The sequence below is a fragment of the Dentiradicibacter hellwigii genome, assembly GCF_041770905.1.
GTDB lineage: Bacteria > Pseudomonadota > Gammaproteobacteria > Burkholderiales > Rhodocyclaceae > Propionivibrio > Propionivibrio hellwigii.
Window position 1 is genome coordinate 309,932 of sequence record NZ_JBEUWX010000001.1, and the last position, 20,967, is coordinate 330,898.

The window sequence follows — 20,967 nt, forward strand, 5'->3', positions numbered from 1 at the left end:
TCCAGAAGGTCAGGGATACAGTTCCAGAATCGGCCAGCCGGCCTGCTCGGCATGGGCGCGCAGGGGGGGGTCGGGGTGTACGGCGACCGGATCGCTGACCGCCTGCAACAGCGGCAGGTCATTGAACGAGTCGCTGTAAAACCAGATGCGCGTGAATGCGCCGCGCCATGACCCCATCGCTTCCAGCCAGGCGTCCAGGCGCTCAAGCTTGCCTGCACGAAAAGCCGGCGTGCCGCGCACCCGGCCGGTAAACCGGCCGTATCCGTCCTGCGCCGGGATGGTGGCGATCAGGTGCGGAATGCCGAATTCACGGGCGATCGGCCCGGTCACAAAGCTGTTGGTCGCCGTGATCAGCGCGCACAGGTCGCCTTGTTCCTGGTGGCGGTTAACCAGCGCGCGCGCCGCCTGGCCGATGACCGGCACGATCGTGCGCGCCATGAAGTCGGCGTGCCAGGCGTCGAGCCGGGCGCGCGGGTTGTCGGCCAGCGGCGCGAACTGGAAGTCGAGGAAAGCCTGGACGTCCAGCATGCCGGCACGATATTGCGCATAAAAGTCGTCATTCTTTCGCGTGAAATCCTCCCGATCGACGACCCCTGCATCGATCAGATACTGTGTCCAGGCGTAATCGCTGTCGCAGGGCAGCAGGGTATGGTCAAGGTCGAAAAGGGCAAGTTGCATGGCGGCTATTTATTCTGAATTATTTTGAAAAGCGGCAGTGTGCGGGGCAGGGTGCAGAACTTCGCGCAGCAGGGGAAGGGTGATCGGCCGCCGCCGTTCCAGCGAGTAGCGGTCGAGCGCGTCGAGCAAGGCGGACAGGCTGCGCATGTCGCGCGGCGCGCGGCTGCGCAGATAGGCGAGGGCTCCCGTCGGCAGGCGGAGTCCGCGGCGGGCGGCCTGGGCTGTCAGGGCGGCGTCCTGTTCGGCTTCGGACAGCGGCTGGAGCCGGTAAACAAGCCCGGAACCAAGGCGGGTGCGCAGGTCTTCGCGCACGGCGAGCTGTTGCGGCGGCGCGGCGGTGGCGGCGAGCAGACGCCCGGCGCCATTTGTTGCGCGCAGGCGGTTGAACAGGTTGAACAGGGCGATCTGGCCGCGTTCATTGAGGGCTTCGATATTGTCGATGGCGTAACGGACGGGCGAGGCGCGCGTGGGGATGCTTTCCGGAGTCATTGTCGTCGCCATCGTGTCTTCCGCGGTCGCCGCCGCCTCTAGACCAGCGAGTGCGCAATCGTCCTGCGCGTCGATATAGCGTGCGCCGCTGGCGCGCAGCAGATGCGTTTTGCCGGATGCCGGCTCGCCCCACAACAGCAGCAAGGTTTCACGACTGTCGGCGGCCAGCCAGCCGGCCAGCCCGGCCAGCGCCTCCCCGTTGCTGCCAACGACGAAATTGTCGAGCGACGGGGGTGTTTCCGGCAGCAGGTCGAGAATCAGTTGATGCATGGGATAAAGGTTATGGAGAGCAGGTCATGGAGAGCACAGCGCGCCTGCAACGCAGGACGCAATGGAAAATGGCGATGGCTTGACGCTAAGGCATGACGACGGAGCGGGCCGCCCGCAGGGCAGTGAATTTGGATAAAATCGCAGCGCGTCGAGGAGGCTGCGTATTCTAGCATTACCATTCCGGCTTCCGCTGCTTTTCCCGCCTTCCCCGGCTTCCTGCCGTTTTTTCCTGCCCATTCAATCTTCAAGGATGATGAACGAGATGACCCAGCCCGTGCCGCCTTCTTCCCCGTCTCCGTTGTCTTACCGCGATTCCGGTGTCGATATCGATGCCGGCGATGCGCTGGTCGAACGCATCAAACCGCTTGCCAAAAGAACGCTGCGAGAGGGCGTGCTCGGCGGTCTGGGGGGGTTTGGCGCGCTGTTCGAGGTGCCCAAACGCTACCGCGAGCCGGTGCTTGTCTCCGGCACCGACGGCGTGGGGACTAAACTGCGCCTGGCCTTTGCACTCAATCGCCACGATACGGTGGGCATCGACCTCGTCGCCATGAGCGTCAACGATGTACTGGTGCAGGGCGCGGAACCGTTGTTTTTTCTTGATTACTTTGCCTGCGGCAAGCTGGATGTGGATACCGCGGCGACGGTCGTTGCCGGTATCGCCCAAGGCTGCGAGCAGGCCGGCTGCGCGCTGATCGGCGGCGAGACGGCGGAAATGCCCGGCATGTATCCGCCCGGTGAATACGATCTGGCCGGCTTTGCCGTCGGCGCGGTCGAAAAATCGAAGATCATCACGGGGCAGGACATCGCGGCCGGCGATGTCGTGCTCGGTCTGCCCTCGTCCGGCGCGCATTCCAATGGCTATTCGCTGGTGCGCAAGATCATCGAGCGCGCCAAACCGGCGCTCGATGCCCCCTTTGAGGGCGGCAAGACGCTGGCGGATGCGGTCATGGCGCCGACGCGCATTTACGTCAAACCGATGTTGTCCGTACTGGCCGCCCTGCCGGTCAAGGGCATGGCGCATATTACCGGCGGCGGTCTGCGCGAAAATATCCCGCGCGTGCTGCCAAAAACGGTCAAGGCGGTCATCGAACAATCGTCCTGGCAGCGCCCAAAGATTTTCCAGTGGCTGCAAAGCGAAGGCCGCGTGGCCGAGGATGAAATGCACCGCGTGTTCAACTGCGGCATCGGCATGGCGGTCATCGTTGCCCGCGAAAACGTCTCGCAGGCGCTGCGGCTGCTGCGTGCGGCGGGTGAAGAGGCGGTGGAAATCGGCCATATCGAGGCGCGGGGCGAAGGCGAGGCGCAGACGCTGGTCGTATAAGCAGTCGGAAAGCGCGCGCCGGGACGCCGGCGCGATCCCACGGAAGCAAAAAGGCACAGACAGCAAAAAGCAGGCCGAGACAAAAGATAAAGCCGCTGGAACGGCGGCGCGTTCTGCTGGCCGATGCGGAGGAATTCAGGAATTCATGAAGATCAGGAGCCAGAAAGATTTTGTCGCCGGACTGCTGCTCATCCTGATCGGCCTGGCGTTTGCCGTCGGCGCGACCGACTACAGCTTTGGCACCGCCGTGCGTCCGGGGCCGGGATACTTTCCCTTTGGTCTGGGGATCATTCTTGCGCTGCTTGGCGTCGTCGTGCTGCTTTCGGCGTTCACCAGCCAACGCACGGATCGCACGGACGGCGACCCTGTCGGCAGAATTCCGTGGCGGCCGCTGCTTTGCGTGGTCGGCGCGATTGTGTTTTTCGGCGTTGCCCTGCCGCGGCTCGGCTTCTTTATCAGTCTGCCGGTCATGATTGTCCTGACTTCGGCGGGCAGCCGTGAATTTTCCTGGCGGGATGCGTTGCTCAATGCAGCGGTTCTGACGCTGGCCTCTTACGCGATTTTCATTTACGGCCTGCAATTGACGATGCCCTTGTGGCCGGCGCTGTAGCCGATAAAGCCGATGCTGCCGATGGTTTCGCCGCCTGTTCTGTCCGTTCCGCCCGCTTTGCCCGGCGCACGCGGCTGCTTGATGCCTTCGTTGTTCATCCTGCCGCCTGAAGGTTCCGGCGCCTCAGCGCGGCGCCGACGCCAGTCAATCCAGTCAATATAGGGTTTCCCCGGAAAGAGTGCTCATGGATCTTTTGCAGAATCTGGTGCTGGGTTTCCAGACCTCGCTGTCGCTGGCCAACCTGGGGTACGCCTTTCTCGGCGCCTTGCTCGGCACGCTGATCGGCGTGCTGCCGGGGCTGGGGCCGATCGCTACGATCGCCATGCTGCTTCCCTCGATGTACACCCTGCCGCCGACTTCCGCGCTGATCATGCTGGCCGGCATTTATTACGGCGCGCAGTATGGCGGCTCGACGACGGCGATCCTGATCAATGTGCCGGGCGAAGCCTCATCCGTGGTGACGGCGCTCGACGGCTACCAGATGGCGCGCCGCGGGCACGCCGGCAAGGCGCTGGCGACGGCCGCGCTGGCGTCCTTTTTTGCCGGCACGGTAGGAACGCTCGTCGTTGCCGCCTTCGCCCCGCCGCTGACCAGCCTGGCCTTTGAATTCGGCGCGCCGGAATACTGCGCCCTGATGTTCCTGGGGCTGGTCGGCGCGGTTATTCTGGCCTCCGGTTCGCTGCCCAAGGCGATGGCGATGGTCGTGCTTGGCCTGCTGCTCGGCCAGATCAATACCGATGTGATCACGGCGGTGCCGCGTTTTAGCTTCGGCATCCCCGAACTGATGGACGGCATCAACTTCACCGTCATCGCCATGGGGATTTTCAGCTTCGGTGAAATCATCGCCAACCTGGGCAGGCCGCCCGGGCAACGCGAAACCTTCGTGCGGAAGGTGACCAACCTCATGCCCGACAAAGAAGATTTCAAGGCCGCCGCGCCGGCGACGGTGCGCGGAACGTTGCTTGGATGCCTGCTCGGCGTGCTGCCTGGCGCCGGCCCGATGCTGGCCTCGTTCTCCTCCTACACGATCGAGAAAAAACTCTCAAAAACGCCGCAGGCATTCGGCAAAGGCGCCATCGAAGGCGTCGCCGCGCCCGAGGCGGCAAACAATTCCGGCGCCCAGACTTCGTTCATTCCCATGCTCACGCTCGGCATCCCGACCAGCGCGGTCATGGCATTGATGGTGGGCGCCATGACGATCATGGGCATTCAGCCCGGCCCCCAGGTCATGACGGCCAACCCCAGCCTGTTCTGGGGGCTGGTGACATCAATGTGGATCGGCAACCTGATGCTCGTCATCCTCAACCTGCCGCTGATCGGCATCTGGGTCCGTTTGCTGACCGTGCCCTATCGCTTCCTGTTCCCCGCCATCATGGCTTTTTGCGCCATCGGCGTTTACTCGCTGTCGAACAATACCTTCGACGTCTACTGCGCGGCGGTTTTCGCCGTCATCGGCTTTGCCTTTCACAAACTCGGCTTTGAACCGGCGCCGCTGATTCTCGGCTTTGTCCTCGGCCCGATGATGGAAGAAAACCTGCGCCGCGCCCTACTCATGGCGCGCGGCGACTGGAGCGTCTTCCTCACCCGCCCGATCGCGGCGACGATGATCGCGCTTGCCATCGCCTTGATGGTGATGATCGCCCTCCCGGCGATCGGCAAAAAGCGCGAAGCCGTATTCGTCGAGCAGGAATAAAGCACGCTGCGCCCGCCTGCTGCTGCAGGGGATGGAGGCATGGATAGGCATCCCTGAAGCCCGCGTCCTATAAGGGTTTCCGGATGCCCACCCCTGAAGCCCACGTCCCATAAGGGTTTGCGGATACCCATCGCTGGAAGGCTTATTCCACAAGGGCTTCCGGGTAGGGTGGCTGGAAACGCCCATTCCACGCGGGCTGGCGGCCACTCTGTTTTATTGGTGAGCAGCACCCTGCCGGCATCGTGCTCATCAAAAAGAGGCGACTCGGAATCCCGCGCATCGACCGCACCGTTCAATCCGCCCGGGGGCGTTGGGCATCATGCCTGAATATCAGGGCGCTGATCAGACCGCTGATCAATGGTGCGGAAAACCACAGGAGATTTTGTTCATGCGTGATGGCAAACCACAGCCATCCCAGGAAAAACCCCAGCGATGCGCCGACCGCAATGGCAAAATAAAGGCCAAGTTGCCAGATGCGCTGGAGTACGGCGCCGACCCCGTACAGGCTGATGGAAGTAAAGGCAAAGCCTGCCGGAAAATAAATCAATGTTTGTAAGACCCATCGCTCATGGGATTGCTCCCCACCGATCAAGGGCATGAATTGCAGCAAGGAGGGCGGCGTTAACCAAAGCGGCGCAGAAAGCCAGACGGCCTGCCCTTTGGGGTCGATGATCGTTGCCGCATAAAACATGGCCATGACGCAATGGGCGTAATACAACAGAACCAGAAAAATCCCCAGATGATGACGCATGCTATGTGTTGTGAACCCGGATGGATGGTGGCGCGTAATGCGCAAATTTTTTCAGTATTTTAGCCATTTCCATTTCACCGGGGTATTGCGCAGGAATGACGCGCCCTGCGCCCGCCCGCTGCTGCAGGGATGGGGGCATGGATAGGCACCTCTGAAGCCCGCGTTCTATAAGGGTTTCCGGATGCCCACCCCTGAAGCCCACGTTCTATAAGGGTTTGCGGATGCCCATCGCTGAAAGGCTTATTCCATAAGGGTTTCCGGGCAGGGTGGCCGGAAACGCCCATTCCACGCGGGCTAGCGGCCGACGGTGAGTGGTACCGCCAGCGTTACGGCCAGCGCTACCCATTCTGCGCGGGTGAGCGGTCGCCCCGTTTTTTAGCCTCTGGCGCGGGATTCCAGGTAGAGGCCGAGCGCGCATCCGGCGATGACCAGCGCGATGCCGTGCCCGAGCGTGAAGGCTGCGAAGTTGTAGGCGAGTGAGATCGCCAGGAGTCCGGAGACGAGGAGGCAGAGGAGCAGGCGAAGCGGGCGCCGGAGGAACAGTACGATATCCAGCAGGTTGAGCAGGAAGTCGAGCAGGAGATTAAGCAGGGAATCAAGCATCTTTGTCTGCGTATTTATTTCGCGTTTTGCGGCTGCCCATAGTGCGCGAATTTTTTCAGGATTACCGCCATTTCGTCGGCGTCGAGCAGAACGGGGGCGCCGAGCTGGCAGGCGCGCCAGTACTGTTCGCACAGCGCCTCAAATTCAATGCCCAGCGCCAGCGCGCGTTCCGGCGTCTCGGCGTAGAGCAGAAAGCCGTGATTGGCGAGCAGGCAGGCTGTGCGGCCGTTCAGCGCTTCCAGCGCCGCGTCCGACAGCGCCTGGGTGCCGAAGGTGGCGTAGCGGGCGCAGCGGATGTTGTCGCCGCCGAAGCGGGCGATCATGTAGTGGAAAGGGGGAATGTCCCAGCGCAGGCAGGCGAGGCTGACAGCGAAAGGGGAATGCGCGTGCAGCACGGCGCCGGCCTGCGGGTGGGCCAGGTAGAGGTCGCGGTGAAAGCGCCATTCGGAGGATGGCTGACGGCGGCCGCTGGCCATGCCGTCAAAGCGCATGAATACGATGTCTTCCGCCTCCAGTGTGGCGTAGTCCATGCCGGAGGGCGTTATCAGGAAGCCGCTTTCGCTGTTCTCGCCGTTTTCATCGTTGTGGGTAAGGCGCAGGCTGAGGTTGCCGGCGGTGCCTTTGTTCAGGCCGGCGGCGAGCATGCCGTGCGCGGCGGCGATCAGGCGGTGGCGGACGTGGTCGGTCGTCTTCATGGCTGCTTCCTGTCGGGGTTGTCGGGCGTATCGGGCGTGTTAGGAGTGTCAGAAGTATCACGATAAAGGCCGCCCAGCCCTGCCGCCGAGGCCGGGCAGACGCCGCGTTCGGTGATCAGCGCCGTGATGTAGGCGGCGGGGGTGATGTCGAACGCCGGATTGGCGACGGCCGCATCCGCCGGCAGGATGCGCGCCGTTACGCGCCCGTCGCACGCCTTGCCGTGCGCACATTCGCCCATGTCGCCGGGCCTGTTGGCATGGGTGGCGGCAGGCGCGTCGACATGCGCGTTGTTGTGGCCGGCGGCGTCAGAGTCTCTGTTTCCAGCAGGCGCGTCGCATTCCGCCGTCCCGCCGATCAGGCGCACCTCGTCCCCATCACGTTCTTCGATGGGGATGGCGCCGCCGTCCGGACAGCCGAAGTCGATGGTTGAAGCGGGCGCGGCAACGTAAAAGGGAATCGCGGCCGCCCGCGCCGCCAGGGCTTTCAGATAGGTGCCGACCTTGTTGGCGACATCGCCGTTGGCGGCGATGCGGTCGGCGCCAACGAGGACGGCATCGACCCGGCCTTGCGCAAGCAGCAGGCCGGCGGCGTTGTCGGCCAGGACGGTATGCGGCACGCCGCGCTGTTTCAGCTCCCAGGCCGTGAGCAGGCCCTGGTTGCGCGGACGGGTTTCAGAAACCCAGACGTGCAGATCGATGCCGGCCGCCTGGGCGGCATAGATGGGCGCCAGCGCGGTGCCATGCGCCACGGTCGCCAGGGCGCCGGCATTGCAATGCGTCATCAGATTCAAGCGTCGTCCGGCGGGCGTCAGCGCGCGCAGAAGCGTCAGCCCGTGTGCGCCAATGCGCCGGCATTGCGCGGCGTCTTCGTCGGCGATGGCGGCCGCTTCGCGCCAGGCGGCGTCGGCGCGTTGTGCGGGGTGCAGCGGCGTCAGGCGCTTGCGCATGCGCGCCAGCGCCCAGGCGAGGTTGACGGCGGTCGGGCGGGTGGCTGCCAGCCGCGCAACAGCGGCTTCCAGCGCGGCGTCGCCGGCATCCTGACGCATGGCCAGCGCCACGCCGTAGGCGGCGGTCACGCCGATCAGCGGCGCGCCGCGCACCTGCATGGTGCGGATGGCGTGCGCCGCTTCGTCCAACGTGCTCAGGCGCAGGGTGCGAACGGCATGCGGCAGCATCGTCTGGTCGAGCGTGCAGACGTGTTCTCCATCCCGATCCGTTTCTGTCCAGAGCGTGCGCTGGGTGTAGGGCGCTTCTGCGCTGTGTGGGGCGTTCAATGCGCTGTCCTTTCTGTCCTTCCGTATCAACTGTCCGCGCGGCTTGCCGGCCTGCGCTATGGCTGGCGCGCCTTAAGTTTTTGCGCCAGAAAATCACGCAGTACGTCAAGCTGCCTGATCCGCGCCTTCGCCTCAAAGGCCACGGCGTCATTGTCCTGTCCACACTGGAAATAGGCCTGATCGGTCGTGCGGCTGATGGTCATGGCGTGGGGCAGAAGCTGCGCATACATTGCCAGTATCTGAATGAAGTTCAGACGCTGCGGTATGCGTTTCCTTGCGCGTTATTTCAAAAGCCGTGCGCCCGTTTTCCTCCCAGCTGAATCGGCTGATTGTTGTCGATTGGATTTCCTTGGTCGCCTGGGCGCCGTGATCGACGATGCGCCGGCCGGGCATAGGCGGCGCAAGCATATCCGCATCTGCCTTCACTCTCTCCACTCCCCACTCCATCTCAGCATTTGATTGCCGGCGCTGGTCGCCGGGCAAGGCTTCATTGGCGTGCATGTTACCGTGTGGCGCGGCCAGGGCTTTGCGCCCCGCCCATCCGGGCAGCAGAAATGCAATCCAGTAGAGTCCGTGCGCGATGACCGCTCTTCTCGCAGGCATATTTTCGTCTCAAGGGCAGGCAATGGCAGAAAATTCCGGTCAATCAGGCCCAGTCAGAACCAGTCACGGCGAATCACGACCAATCAGGGCCAATTACGACCAATTCCAGCCAATGCCGCTGATTCCGGCGGCGCGGCGCACCACCCGGCGCGCCCGCCTGGAATGGTTCGTGAAATGTTCGTGAAATTCTATCCAATTGCACTGCCGACAAGAAGATCAATGCCGGCCTAAAGTCGGCAACGTTTCGTCAAACATCGGATGTAAATTGCCATGTAAAATGAAATTACCCTAATTTTTCAGAAAGCTAACGACATGTTTCAAGAATTCAAAGAATTTGCCATGCGGGGCAATGCCATGGATCTGGCCGTGGGCGTCATCATCGGCGGCGCGTTCGGCAAGATCGTCGATTCTGTGGTGAACGATCTGGTCATGCCGATCGTTTCGATGCTCATGGGCGGGAAATTCGACTTCTCCAACCTGTTCGTCGTGCTCGGTGATGTGCCCGCCGGCACGGCGATGACGCTCGATGCGCTCAAAAAGGCCGGCGTGCCGGTCTTCGCTTACGGCAACTTCATTACGATTCTGGTCAACTTCATCATTCTGGCTTTCATCATCTTCATGATGGTCAAGCAGATGAACAGACTGCGCAAGCCGGAAGCGCCTGCACCCGAACCGGAAACGCCGGAAGACATCGTGCTGCTGCGCGAAATCCGCGACAGCCTGAAAAAATAAATGACGGCCGACCGCGGCTGCTGGGTCGTCGGGCCGGTTAAATCTTAAACAGGCGTGCTTTCGGGCGCGCCGTTTTTTTACGCATTGATTTTGCGGCCCGGCTCAGGCGTCGAAAACAGCAGACCACAATGCCCGTATCGCCTCGATTTGATGGATGTGCGCCTCGCGCTCAACCCGATTGCTGGTGATGCCGTCGAGCCGAAGATGGTGCTGGATGCGGCGGTACTCGCGATAAGCGGCGCGCGCCGGGGCGCTTAAGTTTTCCGGAATCAGGCCGAGTTCGACGGCGATGCCGAGCAGCGCGATGTTGCCGAGGTTGCCGCAGAGTTGCTCGTACCGATGCGCGTGGCCGAGCACGAGATACTGGACGGTGAATTCAACATCGACGAGGCCGCCGGCGTCGCGCTTGAAATCAAAAAAGGCCTCGCTGTGCGAGGCGCACGCGTCATGGATGCGCCGGCGCATGGCGAGCACGTCATCTTTCAGCTTCGCCAGATCGCGCGGCCGGCGCAGGACGTCGGTGCGCAGGGCTTCAAAACGCGCGCCCAGCGCCGCGTCGCCGGCACAAAACCGCGCACGGGTCAGTGCCTGGTGCTCAAACGTCCAGGCTTTTTCAAGCTGGTAATCGCGGAAGGCCTCGATCGGATTGACGAGCATGCCGGCATCGCCGTTCGGGCGCAGGCGGTAATCGACATCAAATAACTGTCCGGCCGGCGTTTGCGCCGACAGCCAGTTGCTAAGGCGCTGGCCGAGGCGGGCGTACAGTTCGCCGGCGCCCGGTTCCGGGTCATCGTGCAGCAGCACCAGATCGAGGTCGGAACCGTAGCCCAGCTCCTTGCCGCCGAGCTTGCCGTAGGCGATGACGGCCAGGCGCGGCGCCGCCAGTTGCTGCGGGTGGCGGCTGCGCAATTTTTTCCAGCATAAGTCCAGCGCCGTTTGTACGATGATGTCGGCCAGTTCGGTCAGATGGTCGGCCAGCTGTTCGACGGTGTGCAGGCCGGCAATATCCTGCGCCAGCAGGCGGAAAACCTGGGCGTGGTGTTCTTCGCGCAGAATGTCCATCTCGCGTTCGGCGTCCCCGTCAGCCTCGGCCAGCCGCTGCGCCATCCGCTGGCGGAAGGCCGGCCAGTCGATGGCGGTTTCGTAGAGGTGCGGATCGAGGATCTCATCGAGCAGAATCGGATGGCGCGTCAGATAAGTCGCCGCCCAGGCCGAACTGCCGATAATTTCCGCCAGCTTGCGCAGGGCTTGCGGGTACTCCTGCAAGAGGGCGAGATAGGCGCCGCGCCGGCTGATCGTTTCAAAAAAGTCGAGTCCGCGCTGCCAGGTGGCGTCCGGCGTGCGGGTCGCTGCCGAGACTTCGATCAGGCGCGGGCCGAGCGCATCCAGCCGTTCCCGGCCGGAGGTCGGCAACTGCTGGTATTTGGCGCTTTTGCGGAAGGCGTGCAGGCGTTCGAGCATTTCTTTGGGGTGCCGGAAGCCCAGCGTCGAGGCCGATTCCAGCGCATCGTCACCGTCGATCTGCTCCCGCCAGAGGCCGTCCAGCGGGTGGGCGTCTTCCACGGAATCGGAAAAGATGCCGCTGAAATGACGGGCGACCCGCGCCCGGTGCGTTTCCAGCTCAGCGGCAAATGCCGGCCAGCCGGAAAAGCCCATCGAACGGGCGATCTGCGCGCGCTCCGCATCGCCGGTCGGCAGCCGGTGGGTCTGCTCATCGTTGACGTACTGCAGGCGGTGTTCGAGGCGGCGCAAAAACGCATAGGCGGCGAGCAGTTCGTTGCCGCCCTCCGGACTCAGCAGGCAGCGTTCGATGAGCCGCGCCAGCACGGTGAGCGTCGGGCAGACTTGCAGGGCGCCGTCGCGTCCGCCGCGGATGAGCTGGAACACTTGGGCGATGAATTCGATTTCACGGATGCCGCCCGGTCCGAGCTTGATGTGGTCGGCCCGATCCTTGCGCACCACCTCGCGGCGAATCTGCGCGTGCAGGTCGCGCATGGCGTTGATCGCGCCGAAATCCAGATACTTGCGGTAAATGAACGGGCGGACGATTTTCTCCAGCATCTCCGTCCAGTGCGGCTGGTGGTTTTCGCCCGTATTCAGGATGCGCGCCCGGATCCAGGCATAACGCTCCCATTCGCGCCCCTGGGTGATCAGATAGTTTTCGAGCGAAACGAATGAGCAGACCAGCGGGCCGGCATCGCCGTTCGGGCGCAGACGCATATCGACGCGGAAAACGCGGCCATCGCCGGTGATTTCGTCGAGCATCGCAATCAGACGCTTGCCGAGGCGGACAAAAAATTCGTAGGCCTCGATCTTCCGGCCAGCGCGGCGTGCCTGCCCTTCGCCCGCCGGTACGCCGGCCGTTTCGCCGTCTTCCGGGTAAATGAAGATGAAATCGACGTCGGACGATACGTTGAGTTCGCGGCCGCCGAGTTTGCCCATGCCGACGACGATCAGGCGCTGCGGCTGGCCTTGCCGGTCAAGCGGCTCGCCGTACTGGCTAGCGAGCTGACGATGCAGAAAAGCGAGCGCCGTATTCGTCGTCAGCTCGGCCAGCTGCGTCATGCTCTCCATGACTTCGGCCAGCGGTGCCAGGCCGCCAAGATCGCGCACGATCAGCGCCGCCATAACGCGCTGGCGCAGCCCGCGCAGGGCGGCACGCAGCGCCTCTTCGCCCTGTTCGGCAGGCGTGAAATGGGCGTCGAGATAAGCGCGCATCACCGGCATATCCACCGGTTGCCGCCAATGTTCAGCCAGCCAGGCCGCCACGTCGGGGCGGGTATCGAGCAATTGGCGCAGGTAAAAGCTGTGCGCCAATGCCGGCTGCCATTCTGCCGGCATGGTTGGCATGGTTGGCGTGAGGGCGGTATCGGTATCGGGCAAGGTCGGGGGCGTGGTCATGGCGGAATGCGCAGCATTGTAGCGCCGCCGGGAGATCCTTATAAATAGGGCATCTCAGGATGGTATGCCATGAGGTCCTTTATCCACGGCCATCTCCGAGGGGGTTGATAGCGGCTTCCTTTGCCAGAATACGGCGTTGCGGTGTTGACCGGGCCTTGCCGTACTGAATGGTCTGCCTGCGGCTTTACCGCCTTGTCTTTTGGCAAAGTTGAGCCGCTATTTAAGCTTGCGAAGTCCCCTCTAAAATCCGTAAAAACCGTGCAGAAAACATAAAATGCTCGGAAGCCCTTTAAACACAAGGGCTTCAGCGCATCAAAAAACATAATGACTGCTTCGCTCGCTTTTTTAAAGGGGAGCTGCCCAAAGGGCTGAGGGGTTAACAGCCTATTTTTCACATGGCAAAGTCGAGCCGCTATATTTGGGGCGTCTCAAATATGGGTGCCCTGAACCCCGCGTATTTAGGGCGTTTTAGAGGAGGTTCCCGTAAACCCCTTGTATTTAGGGCATCTCCGGGCACCCCGCCCGCAAACGCCCTATTTATAAGGGCTCCAGAGGCAACTGCCCAGAAACGCCCTATCCACGCGGGGTTGCGGGCAGCCCTTTTAAAAACCAGACAATCTATAGCGACTCGACTTTGCCAAAAGACAAGGCGGCGAGACGCAGACAGTACGAGTAGTACGGCAAGGCGAAGCCAACGCCGTATTTTGGCAAAGGAAGCCGCTATTTCAGGGACGCGGGGCAGCTTGGCGGAATCAAGGGCTTGATTGTCCGAGCGTAAGCGAGTTAATCAAGCCCGCCGCCAAGCGGCCCAGCGACAAGGAAAGTCTGCGCCTGGGGTCGCGTTTCTTTGCTGACTTTCTTTGGCGAGATAAAGAAAGAAGGTGGGAAAGTCAGCGGGGTGCGCTGCCGCTCAGCGCAACGGCATCAAGAAACGGTTCGTGAGGAAAGGTCAGCGCGCAAGCCTTGGCAATTCCTCTATTTAAAGTATCTCCGGCCACCTGCCCGCTAGCCCTTGTATTTAGGGCATCTCCGGGGCACCTGCCCTGAAGCCCTTTATTTATAAGGGTTCCAGAGGTGCCTGCCTGCAAACGCCCACTCCACGCGGGGTTCGGAGCACCCGAATAGCCCCTTGCCTTTTAGGAGAGAGTAAAAAAGTAAAAAGAGCACAGGGACAAAATCAAATCCCTTCTGAAATAACAGAAACCGAAGCTTCCGGCGTGTTGCCCTCTCTGCCCCTTCGGGGCATCTCCCCCACAGGGGGAGAATTAAAATCCCATCGACCGCCAAAGCGACGGCTCCGTGACGCCTTCCCCAAAAAAAGGTGGCCTGAAGCCCGCGTATTTAGGGCATTTCAGCGGGGATGCCCGGAAGCCCTTGTATTTAGGGCATCTCCGGGCACCCTATCCGAAAACGCCCTATTTATAAGGGTTCCAGAGGTGCCTGCCCGAAAATAACCTATCCATAAGGGGTTCAGAGGGGCTGGGAAAATGCCCTGTCCATGCGGGTTTGCCGGACGCTTCTTTGCAGGCGTTTTCTGCCCGTCCAGACTCCGTCCAGACGGCCAGAGCGGATGTCTGGAGTACAATGGCGCTCCCTCGATTCATCCTTTCCGGCATTCTAGTGACGCAGCGTAAGAATTGGCAAAACTCCCCGCCCGCGAGAGGCCTCTGATGCCGCGCGGGTTCGTCCATTCCCTTCAGCAGCGGCTGGCCGGCGCTTTTCCCTGGATGGCGCGTCTGCGGGCATCGACGGCGGTCAGGCGGTTTGGGTGCGCGCTGTGGTGGACGTTCTGGATTGTCTATTTCAGCTTTGTCGCGCTCGTGCTGGCGCTGCGCTACAGCATTCTGCCCAATATCGAGGCGTATCGCCCGTCCATCGAGCGGCTCGCCGGCCGGGCGCTCGGCCAGACGGTCAGCATCGGGCGCATTGAGGCAAGCTGGGATGGCATCAATCCCGATTTCGACCTGTTCGACGTGCGTGTGCTCGACGCCGAAGGCCGGCCGGCGCTGGCTTTTTCGCGCGTCGAGGCGGTCGTGTCCTGGCTGTCTGTGCCCAGCGGCACGCTCAAGCTGCGCCTGCTGCGTATCGATCAGCCGACGCTGAATCTGCGCCGTGACGCCGACGGCCGCTTTTTTATTGCCGGGATCGCGCTGGCCGATGATGAGGCGAGCGGTTCGGCATTTTCTGACTGGGTGTTCGCCCAGCGCCGCATCCGTATCCATGACGCCACGCTGATCTGGGAAGATGCCCTGCGGCAGGCGCCGGCGCTGCGCCTGGAAGCGCTGAATTTCGGCCTCGACAATTTCGGCAGGCGGCGACGTTTTGGCCTGACGGCGCAGCCGCCTGCGGCGCTGGCTTCGCACATCGATATTCGCGGCGATTTTTCCGGCAGCGATATCGATCGCCTTGATGACTGGAAAGGTCATATTTTTACCGAAATCGATTATGTCGATCTGGCGGCCTGGCGGCAGTGGATCGACTATCCGCTGACGCTTTTGCGCGGTCAGGGCGCCTTGCGTCTTTGGGCGGGAATCAAACGCGGCGCGCTGCGTGAGATGACCGCCGATCTGCTGCTGCGCGATGTCGCCATGCAGCTGCATACGGAGTTGCCGATGCTCGCGCTGACCGAGGCCTCCGGCCGGGTGAGCGTGCAGCGGACGGATCGCGGCATCGTTGCGAGCGGCAGCAAGCTGGCGTTGATGACTGCATCCCAGCCAACGCTGGCCGCCGAAGCGGCGGCGTCTGAAGCCGCAGACTCCGGCACGGATGCTGCCGCCGGCGTCCGCATCGCCCCGATGGATTTCCGGCTTGCCTGGAATACGGATGCGCAGGGGAACAATGCCTCGGGCAGCCTGACGGCCAACCAGATCGACCTGGGCGCTTTGAGTCAACTGACGGCGTATTTGCCGCTGGCTGCGGATGTCCGCCAATTCCTTGCCACATACCATCCGCGCGGGCAGCTCTCCGGCCTCGATGCCCGCTGGCAGGGCGACGCCGTTGCCGGCAATCTGAAAACGTATGCGCTGGAGAGCCGCTTCCAGCGCCTGGCGCTCAACGCCCAAGGCGATTTGCCGGGGTTTGCCGGCCTGTCGGGGGAGGCGTCGGTCAATGAAAAGGGCGGCCACCTCACGCTGGACAGCACACGCGCCAGCATCGATCTGCTGGGGGTCTTTCCGGTTGCGCGGACGGAGCTGGAGCGCCTGGATGCGCAGGCCCGCTGGACCCTTGGCGAGGCGGGGCTGGATGTCGATTTGACGCGGCTTGCCTTCGCCAATGCGGAAGCGGCCGGTTCGGCTGCCGGCGTGTACCGCAAACAGGGAGAGGGGCCGGGGTACATCGACCTCAAGGCTACGCTGACGCACGCCGATGCGCGCGCCGTCTGGCGCTACATCCCGCATACCGTTGGCGATGCGACGCGGAACTGGCTGCGTGATTCGCTGATTTCCGGCAAAGCCGGCGAGGCTAAGCTGACGCTCAAGGGCAATCTGGCGGATTTTCCTTTTCTCGATCCGGCCAAGGGGCAGTTTCTCGTGACGGTCAAGGCCGAGGATGTCGTGCTCGATTACGCCAACGGCTGGCCGCGCATCGAACATATTTACGGCAATCTGCGTTTTGCCGGCGCCGGCATGGTCGTCGATGCGCAGCGCGGGACGATTCTCGGCGCCAAGCTCGGCGCCACGCGCGCGGAAATTCCCGATCTCGATCTGGATACGCCGGTCATCGAGATCACGGGGCAGGCCGAAGGGCCGACCGCCGAGTTCCTTAAATTCATCGATCAGAGTCCGGTGGCCGAACGGATCGACCGTTTTACCGAAGGCATGCGCGCGAGCGGCAACGGGCATCTGGACATTGCGCTGAAGATTCCGCTCGATGAGCAGCAGCTTAATGAAGCAAAGATCAAGGGCGAATATCGCTTCCAGAACAATACTGTGTCCGTCGATACGGCGCTGCCGCCTTTGCGGCAGGTCAACGGCAGCATCCGGTTTTCAGGCAGCGAACTGAATCTGCCGGAAATCCGCGCCAGCCTGTTCGGCGGGCCATTGAGCATCAAGGGCGGCCTGCAAAAGGATGGGCGCGTGCTGATCACGCTCAACGGCACGGCCAACGTCGATCAGCTGCGCCAGCCAAACGGCGCCGGCGCGCCGGTCAAGCGGCCGGGCAGACAAAATAAAGCGCAGGGCGAAGCCGCCGAGGCCCAGGACGGACAGGGCGCGGAGAGCTTTCCGCTGCTGGCGCATCTGTCCGGTTCGGCTGCCTATCGTGGCGAGGTGCGCATCAATAAACGCGACGCCGATCTGGTCATCAACTCCTCTCTGACCGGGTTGCGCTCGACCCTGCCCGAGCCATTTGGCAAAGCGGCGAACGAATCGCTGCCGCTGCGTTTTGAAAAGCGCATCCTGACGGCCGATGCGGCAGGTACGATGCGCGATCAGTTGCTGGCTTCGCTCGGGCAGAAACTGTCTTTCCAGGCCATTCGCCGCCGGCAGGGCGGCAGCTTCGTCGTTGAACGGGCGGCGCTCGGCATCGGTCGTGCGCAGGCCTTGCCGGATAAGGGATTCATCGTCGGCGTATCGGCCTCGCGCATCGACCTCGACCTCTGGCGCACGCTGTTTCAGACAGACTCCGGGGGCAATGCCCAAAGCGGGCAGTCGGCCGCCGGTTTGATGCCCAATGCCGTCAGCCTCGCCACCCCGGAGCTGCGCGCTTTTGGCCGTCTTCTGAACGACGTGTCGCTGAATGCCGAGGCGGCGTCCGGACAGTGGCGGCTGCATCTCGATTCGCGCCAGGCCGGCGGCGAGATTCGTTGGGACGGCGCTGGTCGCGGCAAGCTGACGGCACGCCTGAAGCAATTGATCATCGATCCGGAAGAAAGTGAAAACGCAGTGACGGACGAGGAAAAGGAGGCGATGAAGGAATTGCCGGCGCTCGACGTCGTGGCTGAGGATTTCCGTTTTGGCAAGCGCCGCTTTGGCCGGCTCGAACTGCAGGCGGTCAATGCCGGAGAAGCCTGGGACCTCAATAAGGTGCAGATGAATGCGCCGCATGGCATCCTGACGGGCAAAGGGCAGTGGCGGATGACGCCGGGGCTGGGGCGGACGCATCTGAATTTCACGCTCAATAGCGATGATGTCGGCAAACTGCTTGACCAGCTCGGCTATGTTGGCATGATCAGCGGCGGCACGGCGAAGCTGGCGGGGCGGCTGGACTGGCCCGGCGCGCCGACGGGGTTCGAGTTGGCCGCTCTCGACGGCGCCTTGTCGCTGGAAGCCGGACGCGGCCAGTTTCTCAAGGTCAAGCCGGGCGCCGGGCGCCTGCTCGGGTTGATCAGCCTGCAAAGCTTGCCGCGCCGCATCTCGCTCGATTTCCGCGATGTCTTCAGCGCCGGTTTTGCCTTTGACAGCATCGCCGGCGATCTCGCCCTGAAGGGCGGTGTCATGCGCACCGAGCGTTTGCAGATCGACGGGCCGGCGGCGCGTGTGCTCATGCGCGGCGAGACTGACCTCAAGCGCGAGACGCAGCGCTTGTTCGTGACTGTACAGCCGGAACTGGGGACGACGGCGGCGCTGGGCGTGGCGCTGGTCAATCCGGTGGCGGGCGTGGCGACGCTGTTGGCGAACAAACTGTTGCAGGATCCGCTGAACCAGATGTTCGGCTTCGATTATCTGGTGACCGGCAGCTGGGACGACCCCATGGTCGAAAAGCTGGGGCGGCAGGCGGCCAAAACGGCGGCTGATGCCGCGGGCAAGGATGCCGTCGGAGAAAAAAACGGGCATGAGAACGCAGCGGCCGCCAATGGCGGGGCGGCCGGTCATGCGGTTCATGAGGCCGCTGATGGCGCGGCGCCGGCGCCCCTCACCGATTCGGCACAACCTGCATCTAATCCTGCCGCCCACGACACGGAGACGAAAGACGATGCCGCACATGAATGAAGGGGCGGGCGCCGCCACAACAGACGCTACCGTAAAGTTCCGCCTGGCGGCCATCCAGATGGTGTCTACGCCGCGGGTTGACGAAAATCTGGCGGTGGCTGACCGCCTGCTCGCCGAGGCGGCGGCGCAAGGCGCGCGGCTGGCGGTTCTGCCGGAATACTTTGCCGTCATGGGCATGCGCGAGCGCGACAAGCTCGCGCTGCGCGAGCCGGACGGCCGGGGGGTGATCCAGGACTTTCTGCGCGAAGCCGCACGCCGCCACGGTCTCTGGCTGGTTGGCGGCTCGCTGCCGCTGGCCGCTTCGCATCCGGATAAGGTGCTCAATACCTGTCTGGTGTTTAATCCGCAAGGCGAGCGGGTGGCGCGCTACGACAAGATTCATCTGTTCGGTTTTGAGCAAAACGGCGAACGTTACGATGAAAGCGCTTCGATCGAGGCCGGCCGGCAGCCGGTGGCTTTCGAGGCGCCGTGCGGTCGTGTCGGATTGAGCATCTGTTACGACCTTCGTTTCCCCGAGCTGTATCGGCGTTTGGGCGTCGTCAGCCTGATCGTAGTGCCGGCAGCCTTTACCGAAACGACCGGCCGGGCGCACTGGGAAGTGCTGCTGCGCGCCCGCGCCATCGAAAACCAGTGTTATGTACTGGCCGCTGCGCAGGGCGGACAACATGAAAACGGGCGCGAAACGCACGGCAACAGCCTGCTGATTGATCCGTGGGGCGTGACGCTGGCGCGGCGCGACAAGGGAGAAGGCGTCGTGGTCGGCGATCTCGATCCGGCGCGTCTGGCCGATGTGCGCGCCAGCCTGCCGGCGCTCCAGCATCGGGTGATGTGACTGGCGGCGATCCGTGTCGGCGGATTGGGACATAGACAGAAAGAAGACAGAAGACTGGATAACGAGGAAGGTAATGAGTGCGAAGAATGCAAAGCGCGCGCCGGACGGGCAAACGCAAATTCTGACCGAGGAAACGTCGCTGCTGACGCAGGCCGGGCAAACCCTGCTGACACCGTATGGGCTGGACGATAGCGCGCTGGCGCAGGTGTTCGGCAAGATCATGACGCATGCCGTCGATTACGCCGACCTCTATTTTCAGTACAGCCGTTCCGAGGCCTGGAGCCTGGAGGAAGGCATCGTCAAGTCCGGCGGTTTCAATATTGATGAAGGCGTCGGCGTGCGGGCGGTGGCGGGCGAAAAGACGGCCTTCGCCTATTCCGACGATATCGGCTATGGCGCGCTGGGCGATGCCGCCCGCGCCGTACGCTCGATTGCCGATGCTGGCCAGCAGCGGCGGGCAAAAATCGCTCCCGCGCGCGCGTACAAAATGCCGGTGGCGCGCAGCCTGTATCTGCCCGACGATCCGCTGGTTTCGCTTGACGCCGGTACGAAAGTCGGCCTGCTCGAACGGCTGGAATCCTATGCCCGCGCTGAAGACCCGCGCGTTGTTCAGGTGATGGCCTCTCTTGCCGGCGAATACGATGTCGTCCTCATTGCTGGCAGCGATGGCCGGCTGGCCGCCGACATCCGCCCGTTGGTGCGCGTATCGCTGACGGTCATTGTCGATGATGGCAAGGGGCGGCGCGAACAAGGTTCAGCGGGCGGTGGCGGCCGCAGTGATTATGCCTGTTTCACTGATGCGCTGCTGCGCGAATATGCGCGCGCGGCCGTGCATCAGGCGCTGGTCAATCTTGACGCGCGCCCGGCGCCGGCGGGCATCATGCCGGTCGTGCTGGGCGCGGGCTGGCCGGGCATTTTGCTGCACGAGGCCGTCGGGCATGGGCTGGAAGGCGATTTCAACCGCAAGGGGAGTTCAACCTTTGCCGGCCGTATCGGCCAGCGTGTCGCCGCCCGCGGTGTGACCGTGATCGATGACGGAACGCTTCCCGGCCGGCGCGGTTCGCTCAATATCGACGACGAGGGCAATCCGACGCAATGCACGGTATTGATCGAGGACGGCATTCTGAAAGGCTATATGCAGGATAGCCTCAACGCCCGTCTGATGGGCACCCGCTCAACTGGCAACGGCCGCCGCGAATCCTTCGCCTATCTGCCGCTGCCGCGTATGACCAATACGATGATGCTCAACGGCGACAAGCATGTCGAGGAGATCATCCGTTCCGTGAAAAGAGGAATTTACGCCGTCAATTTCGGCGGCGGGCAGGTCGATATCACCAACGGCAAGTTTGTTTTCTCGATGTCCGAGGCGTATATGATCGAAAACGGTAAAGTCACCTATCCGGTCAAGGGGGCGACGCTGATCGGCAGCGGGCCGGAAGCGATGCAGCAGGTGTCGATGGTGGCCGACGATCTGGCGCTCGACACAGGCGTCGGCACCTGCGGTAAAGATGGTCAGAGCGTGCCGGTCGGGGTCGGCCAGCCGACGCTGCGCATCGACGGCCTGACGGTCGGGGGGACGGCGTAA

16 protein-coding genes are annotated in these 20,967 nt (G+C 62.9%); 7 read left to right on the plus strand and 9 right to left on the minus strand.

All coding sequences use genetic code 11. The annotated features are described in order from the left end of the window. Window positions 1–9: 9 nt before the first annotated feature. Window positions 10–678 carry a histidinol-phosphatase gene (locus ABCS64_RS01450; RefSeq protein ID WP_418890164.1) on the minus strand — a complete coding sequence of 223 codons (669 nt, stop codon included), beginning with the start codon at window positions 676–678 and terminating at the stop codon, window positions 10–12. A gap of 9 nt (window positions 679–687) precedes the next feature. After that, window positions 688–1,437: a DnaA regulatory inactivator Hda gene (gene hda / locus ABCS64_RS01455; RefSeq protein ID WP_418890165.1), complete on the minus strand. Its 750-nt coding sequence runs from the start codon at window positions 1,435–1,437 to the stop codon at window positions 688–690. Window positions 1,438–1,699: 262 nt separating this feature from the next. Here hda and purM point away from each other — a divergent pair, with 262 nt between their 5' ends. Both purM and ABCS64_RS01465 read left to right on the plus strand, forming a co-directional pair. Then, the gene (gene purM / locus ABCS64_RS01460) at window positions 1,700–2,758 is read left to right on the plus strand and encodes a phosphoribosylformylglycinamidine cyclo-ligase (protein WP_418890166.1); all 1,059 of its coding nucleotides are present in this window, start codon (window positions 1,700–1,702) and stop codon (window positions 2,756–2,758) included. A 145-nt stretch (window positions 2,759–2,903) separates the two neighbouring features. Then, window positions 2,904–3,368 (plus strand): tripartite tricarboxylate transporter TctB family protein, encoded by a 465-nt coding sequence (locus ABCS64_RS01465; protein ID WP_418890167.1) that lies wholly within the window; start codon window positions 2,904–2,906, stop codon window positions 3,366–3,368. Here ABCS64_RS01465 and ABCS64_RS01470 read toward each other — a convergent pair. After that, on the minus strand, window positions 3,326–3,466 hold the full coding sequence (locus tag ABCS64_RS01470; protein WP_418890168.1) for a hypothetical protein: 141 nt from the start codon (window positions 3,464–3,466) through the stop codon (window positions 3,326–3,328). The two genes, ABCS64_RS01465 and ABCS64_RS01470, sit on opposite strands and share 43 nt — an antisense overlap. 86 nt (window positions 3,467–3,552) lie before the next feature. Here ABCS64_RS01470 and ABCS64_RS01475 point away from each other — a divergent pair, with 86 nt between their 5' ends. After that, complete coding sequence (locus tag ABCS64_RS01475) at window positions 3,553–5,061, plus strand: tripartite tricarboxylate transporter permease (protein WP_418890169.1); 1,509 nt, start codon at window positions 3,553–3,555, stop codon at window positions 5,059–5,061. A gap of 292 nt (window positions 5,062–5,353) precedes the next feature. On the opposite strand, the gene ABCS64_RS01480 is transcribed toward ABCS64_RS01475, so the two are convergent. The 5 genes from ABCS64_RS01480 to ABCS64_RS01500 all read right to left on the minus strand — a co-directional run bounded on the left by ABCS64_RS01480 (window position 5,354) and on the right by ABCS64_RS01500 (window position 8,614). Continuing rightward, window positions 5,354–5,812, minus strand: a complete 459-nt coding sequence (locus ABCS64_RS01480; RefSeq protein WP_418890170.1) for a hypothetical protein — start codon at window positions 5,810–5,812, stop codon at window positions 5,354–5,356. Between the two features lie 375 nt (window positions 5,813–6,187). After that, window positions 6,188–6,415: a hypothetical protein gene (locus ABCS64_RS01485; RefSeq protein WP_418890171.1), complete on the minus strand. Its 228-nt coding sequence runs from the start codon at window positions 6,413–6,415 to the stop codon at window positions 6,188–6,190. A 14-nt stretch (window positions 6,416–6,429) separates the two neighbouring features. Continuing rightward, window positions 6,430–7,110: a class II aldolase/adducin family protein gene (locus tag ABCS64_RS01490; RefSeq protein ID WP_418890172.1), complete on the minus strand. Its 681-nt coding sequence runs from the start codon at window positions 7,108–7,110 to the stop codon at window positions 6,430–6,432. Continuing rightward, a complete protein-coding gene (gene mtnA, locus ABCS64_RS01495) occupies window positions 7,107–8,384 on the minus strand; it encodes an S-methyl-5-thioribose-1-phosphate isomerase (RefSeq protein WP_418890173.1) in 1,278 nt (425 codons plus the stop codon). Before mtnA ends, ABCS64_RS01490 begins: the two co-directional genes overlap by 4 nt. Window positions 8,385–8,440: 56 nt before the next feature. Then, a complete protein-coding gene (locus ABCS64_RS01500) occupies window positions 8,441–8,614 on the minus strand; it encodes a hypothetical protein (protein ID WP_418890174.1) in 174 nt (57 codons plus the stop codon). Between the two features lie 685 nt (window positions 8,615–9,299). On the opposite strand from ABCS64_RS01500, the gene mscL reads away from it, so the two are divergent. Next, complete coding sequence (mscL, locus tag ABCS64_RS01505; protein WP_418890175.1) at window positions 9,300–9,719, plus strand: large conductance mechanosensitive channel protein MscL; 420 nt, start codon at window positions 9,300–9,302, stop codon at window positions 9,717–9,719. Window positions 9,720–9,821: 102 nt separating this feature from the next. Here mscL and glnE read toward each other — a convergent pair whose 3' ends face one another. After that, a complete protein-coding gene (gene glnE / locus ABCS64_RS01510) occupies window positions 9,822–12,620 on the minus strand; it encodes a bifunctional [glutamate--ammonia ligase]-adenylyl-L-tyrosine phosphorylase/[glutamate--ammonia-ligase] adenylyltransferase (protein WP_418890176.1) in 2,799 nt (932 codons plus the stop codon). A 1,670-nt stretch (window positions 12,621–14,290) separates the two neighbouring features. Here glnE and ABCS64_RS01515 point away from each other — a divergent pair. The 3 genes from ABCS64_RS01515 (at window position 14,291) to tldD (ending at window position 20,967) form a co-directional block, all read left to right on the plus strand. Beyond that, window positions 14,291–18,550: a YhdP family phospholipid transporter gene (locus ABCS64_RS01515; protein WP_418890177.1), complete on the plus strand. Its 4,260-nt coding sequence runs from the start codon at window positions 14,291–14,293 to the stop codon at window positions 18,548–18,550. Further along, window positions 18,534–19,382 carry a carbon-nitrogen hydrolase family protein gene (locus ABCS64_RS01520; RefSeq protein WP_418890178.1) on the plus strand — a complete coding sequence of 283 codons (849 nt, stop codon included), beginning with the start codon at window positions 18,534–18,536 and terminating at the stop codon, window positions 19,380–19,382. Before ABCS64_RS01515 ends, ABCS64_RS01520 begins: the two co-directional genes overlap by 17 nt. Window positions 19,383–19,503: 121 nt before the next feature. Continuing rightward, entirely contained in the window at window positions 19,504–20,967 is a 1,464-nt protein-coding gene (tldD, locus tag ABCS64_RS01525) for a metalloprotease TldD (RefSeq protein ID WP_418890295.1), read from the plus strand.